The sequence below is a fragment of the Polaribacter sp. HA6-7 genome (assembly GCF_055693625.1).
The window spans coordinates 2,793,546-2,810,229 of record NZ_CM146338.1; the positions used below are offsets into that span (position 1 = coordinate 2,793,546).

Below are 16,684 nucleotides of genomic sequence, written 5' to 3' on the forward strand. Positions count from 1 at the left end.
AAAAAAAGCCCGATAAATTAATTTATCGGGCTTTTTTATTATTTTTTAATTCCTAATTTCTTCAAAATAGTTTCTAACAAACACCATTTTGTAAATGCTGATTGTATCATATTTACACCAATAAACACACCAAACCACAACCATTTAATACTTACATAATAAGTTAATAAAACCATTAAAAGTACCATACAACCAACTATAACTCTAAAATATTTATTCAACATAATTTACTTGTTTTTATTTATAATTCTTTTTTCTATCATATAATAAACTAATGGCACAACCAATAATGTTAACACAGTAGAAACAATTGTACCTCCCATTAACGAAATTGCCAATCCTTGAAAAATTGGATCAAAAAGAATTACAAAGGCTCCTATTACCACTGTACCCGCAGTTAATAAAATTGGTGTTGTTCTTACAGCTCCTGCTTCTATTGCCGCTTGTTTTAGCGGGACACCTTCTTCTAGCCTTAAGTTGATAAAATCTATCAATAAAACGGAGTTTCGCACCATAATTCCGGCTAAAGCAATCATTCCAATAAACGATGTTGCTGTAAAAAATGCGCCCATAATCCAGTGTCCTAAAACAATTCCTATTAAAGAAAGTGGTATTGCAACCATCATTACAACTGGTGCTTTAAAGTTTTGAAACCAACCCACAATCAAAATATAAATCAAAATAATTGCGCCTAAAAAAGCAATTCCTAAATCTCTAAAAACCTCTAAGGTAATTTGCCATTCTCCATCCCATTTTACAGTATAATCGTCTTCGTAATCTGGCTGTCCTAAATACATTTCGTTTAATTTATATCCTTCAGGAAGTTCAATTGCATTCAATTTCTTTTCCATTCCCGAATTGCATAAGCAGGACTTTCTAATTCTCCAGCCATATCTGCCATAACATACACAACACGTTTTTGGTTTTTTCTGTAGATACTTTTTTCTGCAATTGTTTCTTTAATTTCAACCAAATCTGCAATAGGAACCATATTTCCCATTTTAGATTTTACTTTTAATTGAGAAATATCTGAAATGGTAGATTTTTCTTTTTCATCTAAACTCAACACCAAACCAACTTGATTTACAGCATCTTCATCATATAAAGTTGTTATTGCTCTGTTAGATAAAGCCATATTCATGGTATATGCAATTTGCTGTGGCGCAACACCATACAGCATTGCTTTTTCTTTATTTATTTCAAATTGATATTCTTTTTGATCTGCTTCTACCATCCAATCAATATCTACAACATCATTGGTATTTTTTAAGATATTCTGAACATCGTTTGCTATTCTAATTTGCTCTTTATAATCTGGTCCGTAGACCTCAGCAACAATTGTCGATAATACTGGAGGTCCTGGTGGAACTTCTACCAATTTTACATTTGCATTGTATTTTTTTGCAATTTTCTGAATTTCTGGTCTAAGCAACTTAGCAATTCCATGACTTTGAATTGTTCTGTCTCCTTTATCAACCAAATTCACCTGAATATCTGCCATATTAGATCCACCACGTAAATCATAATGACGCACTAATCCATTAAAAGTTATTGGTGCAGAAGTACCAATGTAATTTTGATAATTCACCACTTCTGGTCTTGTAGATAAATACTGAGCAATTTCTTGTGTAACAACGCCTGTTCTTTCTAAAGTTGTTCCTTCGGCATATCTATTACCACCTGAAACTCGTTTTTATTATCAAAAGGCAACATTTTTACTGCAACAGAATTGGTTACAAATAATCCCATAGTTGCAATTAAAACAAAGAATGTTCCTCCTAAAAACAACCATCTTTTGGTTGCATTTTCTAACAAAGGTCTTTCTAACTTATTGTAAACTTTATAAATAAAGGTTTGCTCTAAAGGTTTTTCTGATTTTTCTTCTACTCCTTTTTTGTCTTTTTCTCTTAAGAAAATATATCCTAAATAAGGTGTAATTGTTAATGCTACAAATAAAGATAAAATCATTGCAATTGAAGCTCCAATTGGCATTGGCGCCATATAAGGCCCCATCAAACCAGATACAAAAGCCATTGGTAAAACAGAAGCAATTACAGTAAATGTTGCTAAAATTGTTGGGTTACCAACTTCATTAATTGCATATAATGCAGCTTGTTTAAAAGGCAAGCGTTTCATTTTAAAATGCCTGTGCATGTTTTCTGCAATAATAATAGAATCATCAACTACAATACCTGTAACAAAAACCAATGCAAAAAGCGTAATTCTGTTTAAAGTATAATCTAACATATAGTAACTTAACAATGTTAAAGCAAATGTAATTGGCACAGATAAAAACACGACCAATCCACCACGCCAACCCATAGCTAACATCACTACAAGTGTTACTGCAATGATAGAACCAATAAGGTGTAATAATAATTCTGATACTTTATGAGAAGCTGTTTCCCCATAATTTCTTGTTACTTCTACATGAACATCATCTGGTATTAAAGTAGTTCTTAAATGAGCTACTTTATCTAAAACTACTTCTGCAATTTTCATTGCATCTGCTCCTTTTCTTTTAGCAACAGAAATCGTTACTGCAGGATATTCAGATTTATATGTTTGAGCTTTATCACTTGCTTGTCCAAAACCTAAAGACACATAGTTTTGTGAAATTTCTGGTCCGTCAACAATAGTTGCAATCTGTTTTAAATAAATTGGTAAATTTTGCTGCACGCCAACCACCAAATTTTCTACATCTTTAACAGAAGCTAAAAATTTACCTGTATTTACTAAAAACTCAGTATCGTTTTTATCAAAACTACCAGAACTTAATTGTGTATTATTGGCTTTTATCATTTCAGAAACAGATAAGAAATCTAATCCACTAGCAGCCAACTTATCTTTATCTAAAACCACACGCAATTGTCTGTTTCTTCCACCTATTTTATGTGTAATAGAAACATCATTTACTTTCTTAATTTCTGTTTCTAACTCTTGCGCCATTTGGCTAATTTGATAATCACTGTAATTTTCACTCCACAACGTTAAACCTAACATTGGCACATCATCAATAGCACGTGTTTTAACTAACGGAAACGTAACACCTTGTGGCATTTGATCCATATGTTTGTTAATTTCATTATACAATTTTACAAACGAACGCTCAATGTCTTCGCCTACATAAAACTGAACAATTACCATCGCTTTTTCGTTCATAGCAGTGGCATACACATACTCTACACCCTTAATATTAGAAATTAATTTCTCTAAAGGTTTTACAACTCTATTTTCTACTTCCGTAGGACTTGCGCCTGGGTAACCCACAAAAATATCTGCCATTGGCACATCAATTTGTGGCTCTTCTTCTCTAGGAATTAAAAACGAAGCATATACACCAACAACCATAAAAACGATCATTAGAAGCACTGTAAGTTTAGATCCTATAAAGACTTTTGCAATTTTACCAGCTAAACCTTCTTTCATATTATTTATTTTTTGGGCGTTTTAACAGGCTATCCATTTCAATCTTTTTTTGCCATAAATGGCAGCAAAAAAAGGATTTCCATTGCTATCCTTAACGCGGAATGTTAGTTATTGAATTGTAATTTTTGCTCCGTTAAATAATTTTCCTTCAGCAGAAACTATATAAGATTCATCTGCATTTAAACCAGATAAAACTTCAACTTCATTTCCATAAGTTCTACCTAAACGTAACCAACGTAAAATTGCTGTGTTACTTTCACTTACTGTATAAACTCCGGATAATTGTCCGTTTTTAACTACTGCTTTTAAAGGAATTAAAACCAACTCAGATTTTACTTTTCTTTCTACAGGAAACTGAACCGTAGAAAACATACCGAGATAAAATATTTGCATCTGTTTTTTCTAAAGCTACTTTCACTAAATATTGTCCTCCAGTGTTTTTTGCAGAAGAACTTACTTCTGTAACTTTTCCTTTTAGAGTTGTATCAATCGATTTTACTAATACATTTACGTTTATTCCTTTGTCAATTTCTGATATTTCTGATTCTGGCACCATTGCAATCACCTCAAAAACTTTAGGTGTTTCTAAACCAATTAAAGGCATTCCTGGGTTTGCCATGTCTCCGTTTTCTACATTTTCACTTGTAATTACACCACTAAAAGGAGCCGTAATATTAGAATACGTAAACTGTGCATTAATTTCATTTTTCATTTGATTTGCAGATTCTAAACCGGCTTTTGCCATTTCGTAATTTGCAGTCATATCATCCATTTCTTTTTGAGTAACACTGTTGCTTACAAATAAATTTTTAAAACGATTGTAATTCTTTTCAGCATTTTTAAAAGCCGCTTTTGCTTGAATTATTCCTGCATTCACTTGTCCTTTTTTAGCTTCTAAATCTGTATTATTAATAGAAACTAACAACTGACCTTTTCTTACTTTATCGCCAACATTTACGTGTACTTTTTTTACGTAGCCCATCATTACGGTACTTAAGTCTGTACTATTTGCTGCTTGAATTTTACCACTTACAGACAAAAATTGGCTATTACTATTTACAGCAACTTTATTTATCGAAATTTTAATTGCAGGAGTAGTATCTATTGCTGCTTTTTTTCTTCGCTACCACAACTTGTAATAAATATTGATGCAGATAAAAACGCGATTATGTAGATATATTTTTTCATTTTAATGATTATTCTTTAGTTAAAAATTCTAAATATTTTAGTGTAAAATTGTATTCGAAAATTGTTTGGTAATATTCTAATTGCTTTTTAGCAAATTGAGTTTCTGCCATTAACAAATCAGATGTTTTTTCTAATCCTTCTTTAAATCTATTTTTTCTAATTCTTAAAGATTCTTCAGATTGTTGTATTGCTAAACTTGTTAATTCTAATCTATTTTTAGCATCTACTAATTGGCGTTTTACTTTGTTTAATTCTAAATTGCTTTTAGACACATATTGATTGTATTCTAATTTTGATTTTTCGAATTCAGCTTTACTTTTTTTAGCTTTTCCAAAACGTTTAGATCCTTGAAACAAATCCCAACTTAATTGTACACCAATTAAATATCCGTTTGCATTTCCTTGAAACACTTTATTATCATACATTTCATAACTACCAAAAGCATTTAAACGAGGTAAAAAAGCCATTTTATCTGCTTTATTCATTGCTTCAAATCCTTTTAAAGCAAGTTCCATTGCTTTGATATCAGATCTGTTTTCTGATATTTTTTTATCATCAACATTAAAACTAACCACTGATAAGGTTTCTGTTGGTTTATAAACGACGTAGTTTTTATCATTCATTAAAAAAGACAAATAATTAGAGGCATTTTGCACATTACTTTTTGCAGTTTGTAATTGGTTTTTAACTTCTGTAACTCTTACCTCAACATTTAAAACATCTGCTCGCTGTAAAAACCCTTGTTTAAAACTATTATCTGCCATTTGTTTGTTTGCAGTGGCCGCTTTTAGTGCTTTTTCTATAACGTCTACTGCTTTATAAGCTAATTGCAATTGCATGTATGCTTTATCTACTTCAAACACCAAGTAATCTTGCATTCTTTCTGTTTTTAAAGACATTGCTTCCATTTTAGATTTGGCTGCTTTTCTTTGATAAAAACCGTCAAGATTTATTATTGGTTGCTGAATTTCTATCTTTGTAGCAAAATTTCTAGTAGTTGCAGGGTCATTTAATAATGCTGGATTAAAATCGTTTTGCGTTAATATTTCTTGATTTAATTTAGACCCAAAAGCCATCAAAGGATTCGTTGTAGAAATACCAGTATGACTTGCTGTAATGTTTGGTAAAAAGACTGCATTGGTTTGATTGTAATCTGCTTTTGCTGCATTAAAGTCTTCTTTAGAAATTTTTAATGATAAATTGTTTTCAGATATTTTAGACAAGACCTCAGACTTACCAATCGAAATTATTTCTTGTGCAGGTAATTGTTTAGAAAACAACAACACAATTACAAATACACTTTTTATTATTTTATTCATCTATTCTATTTTACAGTACAAAGCTAAATCGAATAAAATCTTTTTTTAGTAACATTAGTTACTAAAGAAAAAGCACTTAAACCATAGAGATTTAAGTGCTTTTTAATTAAAAACTAAGGTAGTTTCTAATAACTTGTATCATCTAACTTTACCTTACCGTGAAAAGTTTTATATAAAAACAAAAAGTATCCTGCTAAAAGCGGCGCTCCAATTAAAACAATTGTTAACATAATGCCTAAAGATTTTTGAGATGATGCTGCATTATAAATAGTAACACTAAATTTAGGGTCTATGGTAGAAGGCAATAAAACAGGGTACAATTGAAAAGCAACTAGCATTAATAAAAACGCCATTGTTAACGATGAAAAAACCGGAGCATTGCCATATTTTTTCTTAGAAACCAATCTTGGTACATTTGCTACTGCTAAAAAAGCAAGAATTGGTAAAATAAAAAATACAGGGTATTCTTTAAATTTATCGGTAACTCCTGGTAAAAAAACCAAAGTATAAAAAGACGTTACTGTAAATGATAGAATAAAAAAACCATTCCTTTTTTAAGTAAAAATGTTAATCTTGCATACAAACGTCCTTCTGTTTTTAATAATAAAAAAATGGCACCTTGAGTCATAAAAATAGACAAGGTTGTGAAACCAACCATAATTGCATACGGACTTAAAAAAGCAAAAAATATCCCGCCTTTGTAGCTATAATTTTCTCCTATTTCAAACCCTTGCAGTACATTTCCTAAAACAACACCCAATAGAAAAGCTATTAAAGTATTGGAAACAAAATAAATAATATCCCATGTTTTTCGCCACCACATCATTTTTTCTGAACTTCTAAACTTAATAGCCGAAGAACGTAATACCAATAAAACTAAAAATAGCATAAACGGAATATACATTGCAGATAACATAGTTGCATACATTACTGGAAAGCCTGCAAACAAAGCACCACCGCCAATAATTAACCAAACTTGGTTTGCATCCCAAAGAGGCCCAATTGCATTTATAGCAACACGTCTACTTAAATCTTTTCTTAAAAATAAATGCCATGCTCCTGCACCGTAATCAAAACCTTCTAAAATAGAATATCCGGAAAATAATAATCCAACCACTAAATACCATAACGTTGGGTAATCTACCCCTAAAAAAGTTTCCATAAGTATAGCGTTAAACATGTTTTAAAAATTCATTAGGATTTTTAGCTTCATCATAAGGACCATGCTTTATTTTTTTATGCAGAGAATAAATAAACAAAAGAAATAATAACGTATAAACTACTAAAAATAGGATTAACGAAAAGAGAATTTGATTTGATGATACTTCTTGAGAAAAGCCTTCGTTGGTTCTTAAATGCCCATAAACAATCCAAGGTTGTCTACCCATTTCTGCAGCAAACCAACCTACTTGATTGGCTATTTGCGGTAAAATTACCGAGAATGCAAAAATATGTAAAAGCCATCTTTTGTCGAATAATTTTCCTCTCCACCATAAAAAACTTGCATATAATGTTAATGCGATTAAAAACATTCCGATAGCAATCATGATATGATAAAACTGAAAAACTGCATTTACTTGTCCTGGTCTGTCTTCTTCTGGAAAAGCATTTAAGCCAGTAACTGGTGCTTCAAAATCTTGATGTACTAAAAAGGATAATCCACCAGGTAAAGCTAAACCTGTAACTTCTTGACTTTCGTTATCTACCCAACCAAAAAGATACAAATCTGCCGGCGCCGATTTTTCATAATGCCCTTCCATTGCTGCTAATTTAGCTGGCTGATTTTTTGCAACACCATCCGCAGAACTATGTCCAGAAACTAATTGTGTTAAAGAGATAATAGTTGCCACAGCTAAAGCAATTTTAAATGCTTTTTTAGAAATTGTAATATATCGTCCTTTTAAAAGATAATAGGCATGAACACTTAAAACCAAAAAAGCACCTGCTAAAAAAGCTCCTTGCCATACATGAATAATTCTATCTACACTAGATGGATTAAAAACCATTTCCCAAAAATCGGTAACTTCTGCCCTAGCATTTAAACCTTCACCTACAATATGATAACCTGCAGGAGTTTGTTGCCAACTATTGGCTACAACAATCCAAACTGCAGAAAACATAGAACCTAAAAAAACACCAATAGTTGAAATAAAATGTACTTTCGGTGATACTCTGTTCCATCCAAAAATTAAAATACCCAAAAAGGTACTTTCTAAACCAAATGCAAACAAGCCTTCTGCTGCTAATGCACTACCAAAAATATCACCAACATATTTCGAATAAACAGACCAATTGGTACCAAATTCAAACTCCATAATAATTCCGGTAGCAACACCTATACCAAAAGTTATAGCGAATATTTTTAACCAAAAACGAGTTAAAATTTCATAATGTTTATTACCCGTTTTTAAATATAAACCTTCCATTATTACCATAATAAATCCTATTCCTATACTTAAAGGTGGATATATATAGTGAAAGGCAATTGTGAATGCAAACTGAATTCGTGCTAAAATTTCTGTATCCATGATAATGAATTAAATATACAGTAAATGTAAAATCTTTCTATGATTTTTAATGTAACAAATATTACATTTTATCGTGTTTAATAAAGTTTACAATACTTCAATTATTAAAATATAAACTCATAAAAAAAGCACTTGCCTACACAAGTGCTTTAGAGTTAACTAAATCTTTTTATAATTTCAACCAATTCTTTTGTTTGTAAAACTCCGGATTGTCGCCAAAGCTGTTCCCCTTCTTTAAAAACCATAAAAGTTGGCACTCCTCTAACTTGATATTTTGAAGCTAATGATTGATTTTTATCAACATTTATTTTAATAATTGAAACCTTGTCGCCTAAAACATCTTTAACTTGTTTTAAAATTGGACTCATCATTTTACAAGGGCCACACCATTCTGCAAAAAAATCGACTAAAACAGGTTTTTCTTGATCTATTATTTCTGAAAATTTACTCATGTTTAAAACTATTTTTTATTAAATGAAACATTCCAAATTCCACGAACTTGATTTATATTGTAACCCAAAGCCTGATCTTTGGGATATAATTCTTTTAATTTAGAAAGCGTGTTTTCTGTAACTTCTTTTTTAGGAGATCCATGGCATTGCAAACACATACTATTTGTTTTAATAGGGTAATAAACATTTATATTGTTTACAGTTTCTACTACTATTGGCTCTGATTCTTTATTTACTGCAACATCCTTTTTAAATAAATTAATTATTTTCAACTCCTCTAAATTAGCGGCATTTTTAGGGTTTCTAGGTTTATCTGAAACTCTTTTAATAGTTGCTTTGTGAAAAACAGACATACTATCTGTTAAAGGATATGCTTTTACGTTGCAAAATTTTAACGCTTCTAGTGTACCTTCTTTTTGAATTTTACTCATTAAATTTTTGCCTAAAACTGCTTTTGTAGAAAGAGCATATTGCAAACCTCTCTCAGAATTTGGTAAATCTTTAAAATTTTCACCCATTTTATGGTCTTGCTTCCCTTTCGTTTTTACTTTTCCCTTTCCTTTACTTCTTTCTTCATTAAAATGAGACTCAAACCATTCTCGGTTGTTCAATATTATTATCATAAATATATTCAGCAATTTTTTTAATATCGTTTGCTGCAAAGACCTGTTTAGGCATTAGACCAAATCTTCTTACAGCACCTCTCATTTTTGAAGTTTCTTTAGTAGGATTTTTTACAAAACTTTGTAAAGATTCTATAAACTTCTCTTTAGTGGTTTCTGAAGAAATATAATGTTTTTTGATAGCAATCATAGGAGGTGCAATTCTATCATCATGCGAAGCAGAAGGACTATGACAAACATAGCACTTGTTTTCCATAAGTTTTTTACCTTCCGGTTGTTGAATGTTTTTAGAAGTTATTACTTCTTTTTTAGAGTAAGAAGGCCTGTTATTATCTTTACAACTGAAAAATAGTATGAATACTAGTAATAATGTAAGTAATCTCATCTTTTTTTACAAAAATAGGCTCTAATTTTCTTTTGTACAGTAACCAATGTTACAGTTCTAGAACCTTTATATTGTTTCTAAAAAGTTGAATTTTACTTTCATTCTCTAGCTTTTTTAACAATCTAGAAATTACAACTCTAGAAGTGTGTAAATCGTCTGAAATTTGTTTGTGAGTTACTTGTAAAACATCATTATGTGTAACCATAGCTTTGTCTTTTAAATACTTAAAAAGGCGCTCGTCCATCTTTAAAAAAGCAATAGTATCTACTGCAACAAGAAGTTCTTCTACTCGGTTGTGGTAACTTTGTAAAATAAAAGATTGCCAAGATTTATAAGAGCTTAACCATGCGGTCATCTTTTCTTTTGGCAACATTATTAACTCTACATCTGTTTCTGCAACGGCTCTTATTTTGCTTTTTGTTTGTCCCATACAGCACGAAAGTGTCATGGCACAAGTATCTCCTTTTTCTAAATAATACAAAACTAGCTCCTCTCCTTTTTCATCTTCTCTAAGTATTTTTATAGCTCCGTAAAGTAATAATGGCATCGAAGTTATGTAATCTCCTCGGTCTATAATTGTAGACTCTGCTTTATAAGCTTTAGAAACACCTATTTCTGTAATTTCTTGTATTAAACTATCTTCAAAAAGATATCCAAAATTAGTAGCTAATTCGTCTGCCATTTTATAAATTTTAAAAGTATAAAAATAATAAAATGATTTTACGCAAAGTATTTTAAACCTATTAAAGATTTAAGTTTGATTATTTTACTTTCTTATCTGAATTTATCAATAAAAAAATTGCTGCTATTAAACCGATTACTACAACAGCAAATACACCAATCATAACTGTACCGTTTACCCAAGAAACTAGCGGAAAATTTAAAAAGTCCATAATTTTAAGTTTGCTACAAAACTAAAAACTATGGACTTTAAAATTTATGATATAAATCAGGTTTTAAAAATCTACGTTTAAAATATCTCCGCTTAATTGTAATAATTGAAGTTCAATTAATTTCGCGTCATATTTTGCATTATTTAATGCCGTTTTAGAGTTTATAAGATTTATTTGAGCTTGTCTAAACTCTATTGAGGTTACTTGCCCTAGTTTGTATCGCTCTTGTGTTCTTTTAAAGTTATTCTCTGTAGTTAAAACATTTGTTTCTTGAGCTTTTAAAATAAATAACTGATTTTGATAATTTTCCCAAGTATTCTTTAGATTATTTTCTATAGTTATTTTTTGTTGTTCTAAAAGTATTTGCTGATTTTCTAGAGCAATCTTAGAATTGGCAATTCTTGTTTTTGTTGAACCTCCATCAAAAATATTCCATGTTAAATTAACACCCGCATTTAAACCATCAGACGTAATTAATTTTGCCCCAAAAGGATTGATTAAATTCTCGTTTCTGGTTCTATTATAACCATAAGAAGCATTAAAATTTAAAGACGGTAAATAACTTGCTTTGTTAATTTTGATATTAAACTCACTTATAGCAATGTTTTTTTCATTCTGTTTTAAAAGCGAATTATTTTCTAATGTTTTATTTTTTAAATCATTAAAGCTTAACATTTTATTATAAGTCACTTCTGTTTCAACAGAAAAATTTGCATCGTTTTTTTACCTAAAATAACATTTAAACCACGTTTTGCATTGTTTAATTGTTGTTTTGCTGCGATTAAAGAAATACTATCATTATTTACATCTACTTGCGCGTTTAAAAACTCTAATTTGGTAGATTGACCATAATCATATTGATATTGGGCACGTTGCAAGCGCTGTTTAGAAATGGTAAGTGCTTCTGTTAAGTTGTCTGTATTTTCTGATAAACGAGCAATTTGAAAATACGTTGTAAACAATTGCAAATATGTATTTTCTATCGTTTCTCTAGCTTGTAACTCTGTTAAGTTATAGGTTTCTTTTAATTGCTCTACATTATATTTACGACCAAAACCATCAAAAATTGTATAGTTTACAGCAAGTGATGCATTGTATGTTTTTGCTACAACACCATTACCAGATATTTCAGAATCATCACCAGTATCTCTATCCGTAAAAATTAAACTTTGATTGTTCCTACTATAGTTTGCACCGAATTAAAAGTTGCAGTTGGTAATTTACCAGTATTGTAAATACTTGTATTGTTCTCTGCAATTTCTAAGTTATTCTTGGCAATTTTAATTCCGAAATTATTTTCTAATGTTATTTCTAGCGCTTTTTCTTTGGTTAAAATTTCTTGAGAAACCATTTGTAAAGTCGATAAAAAAACGACTGCTAATATTGTTTTTCTTACCAATCTCATATTATTCTTCTTTTGAATTAATCTTAAGAGTTTGTTCTTCTTCAGCTACTTTGGCTTCTATAATTGCTCTTTCTACCTCTTCTTTTGTTACAGGTTCTCCTGTTTTTAACCACTTAGCCTTTACTTTAATAGAGTTAGATACAGAAAGTAAAATAGGCAACATAACCAACGTTAAAACAGTAGCAATTGCAATACCATAAGAAATTGAAATTGCCATTGGTATTAAAAATTGTGCTTGTCTACTTTTTTCTAATAATAAAGGTGCTAAACCAGCAACTGTAGTTAAAGACGTTAAAAATATTGCTCTAAAACGAGATTGACCTGCAGCAATTAAAGCATCATCATATTTCATGCCTTCTTTAAGGTAATTATTAAACTTACCAATTAATACCAAACCATCGTTTACCATAATTCCTATTAAGGCAATAATTCCTAAAAAGGATAAAATACCAATTGGAAAATTATGAAAGTAATGCCCCCAAACTACACCAATCATACTAAAAGGAATCATGATTATTAATAAAATTGGCTGGCTATAAGAACGGAACGTAAATGCGATTACAATATAAATTAGTAATAAAATAATAGGCCCAACAACATTTACAGAATCTGTAGTTTTTTTAGCCTCTCTATTTTGACCTTCATATAACGGTGAAACTGTTGGATATTTAGATATTATTTCTGGCATTACCCTTGTTTTAATATCATCTAAAATTTCTGTAGCACTTGTTTCTAGATCTTTTAAATCTGCTGTAATTTGAATTTCTCTTTTACCTTTTAAATGATTTATTGCAATATCTCCTCTAGCTATTGTATAATTTGCAATTTCAGAAAATGCAACTCGAGTACCGTGAAGGTGTAGAAATTCGCATGTCATCTAAATTCTTTATAGAAGATCTATCTTTTTTATCATAACGAACCCAAACTTTAATTTCATCTTGACCTCTTTGAAATCTTTGTGCCTGAAATCCGAAGAAACCATATCTAATTTGCGCCATTATTGCTTGCAAATTCAAGCCTAATAAATACGCATTATCTTTTAAAGTAATTTGAATTTCTTTAATTCCGGCAGGATCATTATCTGCAATATCTTTTAAAAGTGCATTGTTTTCTAACTCTTGTTTAAGCTCTTGTTTGGCTGCTTTTAACTCGCTAATATTATTACCTAATAAAGAAACAGCAACCGGACTTCCACCAAAATTACCACCGTGAACCAAAAGTTAAACTTTCTACACCATAAACTTTACCAACTTTATCGCTAATAGAATTTGTAATTTCCGGTGACGAGAAATCTCGGCTTCACCAGGTAAAAGATTTACCGTTAAAGTTGCGTTTGCACTACCAGGTCCAATTCTTTTAATAACATTTTCTACTACAGAAATATTACCTGTTTGTTTTTCTGTGTATTCTGTGTTTGTTAACCAAACTTTTTCTTCTATAGACGATATTATAGAATCTGTAATTTGCTCGTTAGTACCTTGCGGCATTGTTAAAGCTATCTGAACTCTATCACTTGCTATTCTTGGAAAAAACGCTTGTTTTACAATACCTGCATTCATTGCCATAATACTAAATATTACAAGCGCAATTGGTAAAGACAATGCAAAAACTTTGTTTTGCAAACAGAACTTTAAAAAAGGCATGTAAAAAGTATCTCTTAATTTCATTAACAACCTATCTGCTGCTTTGTTTACTTTTGTAAAGAAAGCATCGATAACATTGGTTTTTTCTCTTCTCCGTTTTCTTCTCTTTTTCTTTCTAAAGCTTTAGAATGTGCAATATGCGCCGGTAAAATAACCAATGCTTCTACCAAAGAAACCGTTAATGTTAATAATACAATTGTAGAAACTTCACCAAAAAAGCTTCCTATTCTACCATCAACAAAAAAGAATGTAGAAAATGCAATAATTGTAGTTAAAATAGCAGATACAATTGGCGGAATAACTTCCATTGTCCCATCAATTGCGGCATTTATTTTAGATTTTCCTAAGTCGTAATAATGATGATAAATATTCTCTCCAATCACAATACCATCATCAACCAAAATACCAATAACGATGATCATACCAAATAATGATAATACATTGATTGTTACATCAAACTGAGCAGCAAAAATAAACATCCCGAAAAATGCAACAGGCAAACCAAATGCTACCCAAATTGCCAATCTTAAATTTAAAAATAACGCTAAGAAAAACAACACCAATAAAATACCTACAACTCCGTTTTCTATTAATAATTTAGTTCTACCATTTAGTGTAATAGAAGCATCACTAGAAATATTTAATTGTACGTTTTGTTGTTGCTGATTAAATTTATGAATGTATTCTTTAATTTTATCTGCAGAACTAATTAAGTCTTCGTTATTTGTATTACTTACCGTAACATTAATTGCTAAATTACCGTTGTAATACAATCTATCTGGCGTTTCAGACCAAGTATCGTTAACTTTTGCAATATCTTTTAATCGAATAATATTACCATCGGTAGACGTTCTAACTATTAAATTTTGAAGCTCTACACCATAATAAGAACGGTTACTTGCTCTAATTAAATAATCTTCTTCGGATGTTTTTATGTTACCACCAGTAATTAAAATATTAGAGTTTCTTATGGCATTTGCAACCTCTGTAAAAGACATATTGTAAGAACGCAAATCGTTCTCTCTAACAGAAATTTCTATTTCTTCGTCTGGAAAACCAGAAATTGCTACTTGAGAAATTCCTTCGATACCTCGTATATCGTTTTCTACATTTCTAGCATATTGTTTTAATGATTTTAAAGGAACATTTTCTCCACTAACCGTAAAACTTATTGTTGGTCTTATACTTTCTACCTTTGCAATTACTGCGGGTTCCATACCAGAAGGAAAAGACGGAACTCTATCTACTGCATTTTTAACATCAGATAAAACAACATCTATATCTTTACCTTTTTCTACTTCGATGTTTACACTTGCAGAGTTTTCTCTAGAAACAGATGTTACTCTTTCTACACCAACAATTCCTTTTAAATTGTCTTCAATTTTTAAAACAACACCTTCTTCCATTTCTGCTGGTGAAGCACCAGGATACGCTAAACTTATTTGAATAAGTTGCGAATCTACTAGCGGAAAAAAGAAGATTTCATGCTAATTGCACCAACCGCTCCAAAAATAATAAATGCAAGAATCATTACATTTACAGCAACCGGGTATTTAATAAAATAAGTAATGATTTTTTTCATAGTTTACTTCTTTTTATTAATTTTTACAACCATTCCGTCGAAAGCTCCTGGTAAAGTTTGCGTTAAAATTTTTGCGTCATTTTCGATTCCTTTAATCACAACTTTATCTGTTCCAAAATATACTGGTTGCACAGAAACTAAGCTCAAAATACTATCGTTTTTAACTGTGTAAACTGCGGTATTATCTATTAATAATTTTCTAGGAATTTCAATTGCATCAGATTCTGATTTAGCAACCAAGTTTGCTTCTAAAAACATCCCTTCTTTTAAATCTTTATGTTTTACATCGATAAACGCTTTAATTGTTTGCGAAACCTGATCTACTTTACCATTTACTCGTACTACTTTACCTGTATATTCTTTGGTTTTCTCTAGATTTGTTAGTGTTACAGAATTACCAACTTTTAGTAAATCTGCAAATTCAGAATTTATAGAAACTTCCATTTCATAAACACTTGGGTCAATAAATTCACCCAACTTTTGCCCAACTCTTACCAAAGAACCCGGACTAACTAATGCTTCTGTTAAAATACCAGAAAAAGGTGCTCTAATTTTATATTTAGACAAACGAACTTCTAAATTTTTTACATTGTAATAAGCTGTTATAATACCTCTACCAGAAATAAAATACTTTTCTTTATCCGAAGAAAACTCAGGAATTTTAGGTGTAGAATTGTTCATATTAAAACCCTTCAAATAAGATTCCCATTTGCTAAACTCGTTAGGATAATCTAATCTTAAATCTGGTAAAATAGCAGTAATTAAATTATATAAATTACTTTTTTGAGATTGTAAACTAGCGTAAAACTCATCATTATTAAGACTTAAAAGCGTTTCGCCTCTATAATAGTTTGTACCTGGTTTAAATAATTTATTTGAAGTTTTTAAAACACCTTGTACTTCAGAGAAAATTTCTATTTTATTTTTTGCAGTTAAGTTACCGCTAGCAGATAAAATAATAGGAATTTCTTTATTCTCTACATTTTCTACAAATACAGTTTTTATTTGTTTTTTAAACTTTGGTTTTGGTTTTTGATTCTTATCAATAAGGTAATTTCCTAATAATATTGCTCCTGCAATACTTAATACTCCTAGAATGGCTAGAATAACTTTTCTCATAATTGGTTTCGTTTCACTTTTTAATAGTTCGTAAAAAGTTTTCTTGTGGTTGGCACAAAGATACTTTTTATGACTCTAGCTATTTGGTAAAGTTTAAAACCAACTATGTTAAAGAAAC

At 30.4% G+C, this 16,684-nt stretch carries 12 protein-coding genes and 4 pseudogenes; all 16 read right to left on the minus strand.

The genetic code is table 11. The features are described from left to right. Positions 1-38: 38 nt before the first annotated feature. A complete protein-coding gene (locus ACZ1HD_RS15595) occupies positions 39-224 on the minus strand; it encodes a YgaP family membrane protein (RefSeq protein ID WP_472687962.1) in 186 nt (61 codons plus the stop codon). 3 nt (positions 225-227) lie between these two features. Continuing rightward, positions 228-3,429: pseudogene (locus tag ACZ1HD_RS15600) on the minus strand (efflux RND transporter permease subunit). Positions 3,430-3,537: 108 nt separating this feature from the next. Next, positions 3,538-4,617, minus strand: a pseudogene (locus ACZ1HD_RS15605) (efflux RND transporter periplasmic adaptor subunit). A gap of 8 nt (positions 4,618-4,625) precedes the next feature. After that, positions 4,626-5,936, minus strand: coding sequence for a TolC family protein (locus tag ACZ1HD_RS15610; RefSeq protein WP_472687963.1), 1,311 nt, complete (start codon positions 5,934-5,936; stop codon positions 4,626-4,628). A 125-nt stretch (positions 5,937-6,061) separates the two neighbouring features. Continuing rightward, positions 6,062-7,098 (minus strand): annotated as a pseudogene (gene cydB / locus ACZ1HD_RS15615) (cytochrome d ubiquinol oxidase subunit II). Positions 7,099-7,108: 10 nt separating this feature from the next. Next, positions 7,109-8,464 (minus strand): cytochrome ubiquinol oxidase subunit I, encoded by a 1,356-nt coding sequence (locus ACZ1HD_RS15620; RefSeq protein ID WP_079737516.1) that lies wholly within the window; start codon positions 8,462-8,464, stop codon positions 7,109-7,111. A 155-nt stretch (positions 8,465-8,619) separates the two neighbouring features. Next, positions 8,620-8,916 (minus strand): thioredoxin, encoded by a 297-nt coding sequence (trxA, locus tag ACZ1HD_RS15625; protein WP_472687964.1) that lies wholly within the window; start codon positions 8,914-8,916, stop codon positions 8,620-8,622. Between the two features lie 8 nt (positions 8,917-8,924). Further along, positions 8,925-9,527 (minus strand): Tll0287-like domain-containing protein, encoded by a 603-nt coding sequence (locus ACZ1HD_RS15630; protein ID WP_472687965.1) that lies wholly within the window; start codon positions 9,525-9,527, stop codon positions 8,925-8,927. Then, entirely contained in the window at positions 9,505-9,924 is a 420-nt protein-coding gene (locus ACZ1HD_RS15635; RefSeq protein ID WP_472687966.1) for a heme-binding domain-containing protein, read from the minus strand. The genes ACZ1HD_RS15630 and ACZ1HD_RS15635 overlap by 23 nt, the downstream gene beginning before the upstream one ends. 49 nt (positions 9,925-9,973) lie before the next feature. Beyond that, positions 9,974-10,606 carry a Crp/Fnr family transcriptional regulator gene (locus ACZ1HD_RS15640; RefSeq protein ID WP_472687967.1) on the minus strand — a complete coding sequence of 211 codons (633 nt, stop codon included), beginning with the start codon at positions 10,604-10,606 and terminating at the stop codon, positions 9,974-9,976. A 79-nt stretch (positions 10,607-10,685) separates the two neighbouring features. Beyond that, positions 10,686-10,817: a hypothetical protein gene (locus tag ACZ1HD_RS15645; protein ID WP_302849547.1), complete on the minus strand. Its 132-nt coding sequence runs from the start codon at positions 10,815-10,817 to the stop codon at positions 10,686-10,688. Positions 10,818-10,880: 63 nt separating this feature from the next. Further along, positions 10,881-11,507 carry a TolC family protein gene (locus tag ACZ1HD_RS15650; RefSeq protein WP_472687968.1) on the minus strand — a complete coding sequence of 209 codons (627 nt, stop codon included), beginning with the start codon at positions 11,505-11,507 and terminating at the stop codon, positions 10,881-10,883. Further along, positions 11,504-11,980, minus strand: a complete 477-nt coding sequence (locus ACZ1HD_RS15655; protein WP_472689378.1) for a TolC family protein — start codon at positions 11,978-11,980, stop codon at positions 11,504-11,506. The genes ACZ1HD_RS15650 and ACZ1HD_RS15655 overlap by 4 nt, the downstream gene beginning before the upstream one ends. Continuing rightward, positions 11,980-12,222: a hypothetical protein gene (locus ACZ1HD_RS15660; RefSeq protein WP_472687969.1), complete on the minus strand. Its 243-nt coding sequence runs from the start codon at positions 12,220-12,222 to the stop codon at positions 11,980-11,982. Before ACZ1HD_RS15660 ends, ACZ1HD_RS15655 begins: the two co-directional genes overlap by 1 nt. Position 12,223: 1 nt before the next feature. Continuing rightward, positions 12,224-15,447, minus strand: a pseudogene (locus ACZ1HD_RS15665) (efflux RND transporter permease subunit). A 3-nt stretch (positions 15,448-15,450) separates the two neighbouring features. After that, the gene (locus ACZ1HD_RS15670) at positions 15,451-16,566 is read right to left on the minus strand and encodes an efflux RND transporter periplasmic adaptor subunit (protein WP_472687970.1); all 1,116 of its coding nucleotides are present in this window, start codon (positions 16,564-16,566) and stop codon (positions 15,451-15,453) included. Positions 16,567-16,684: the final 118 nt, after the last annotated feature.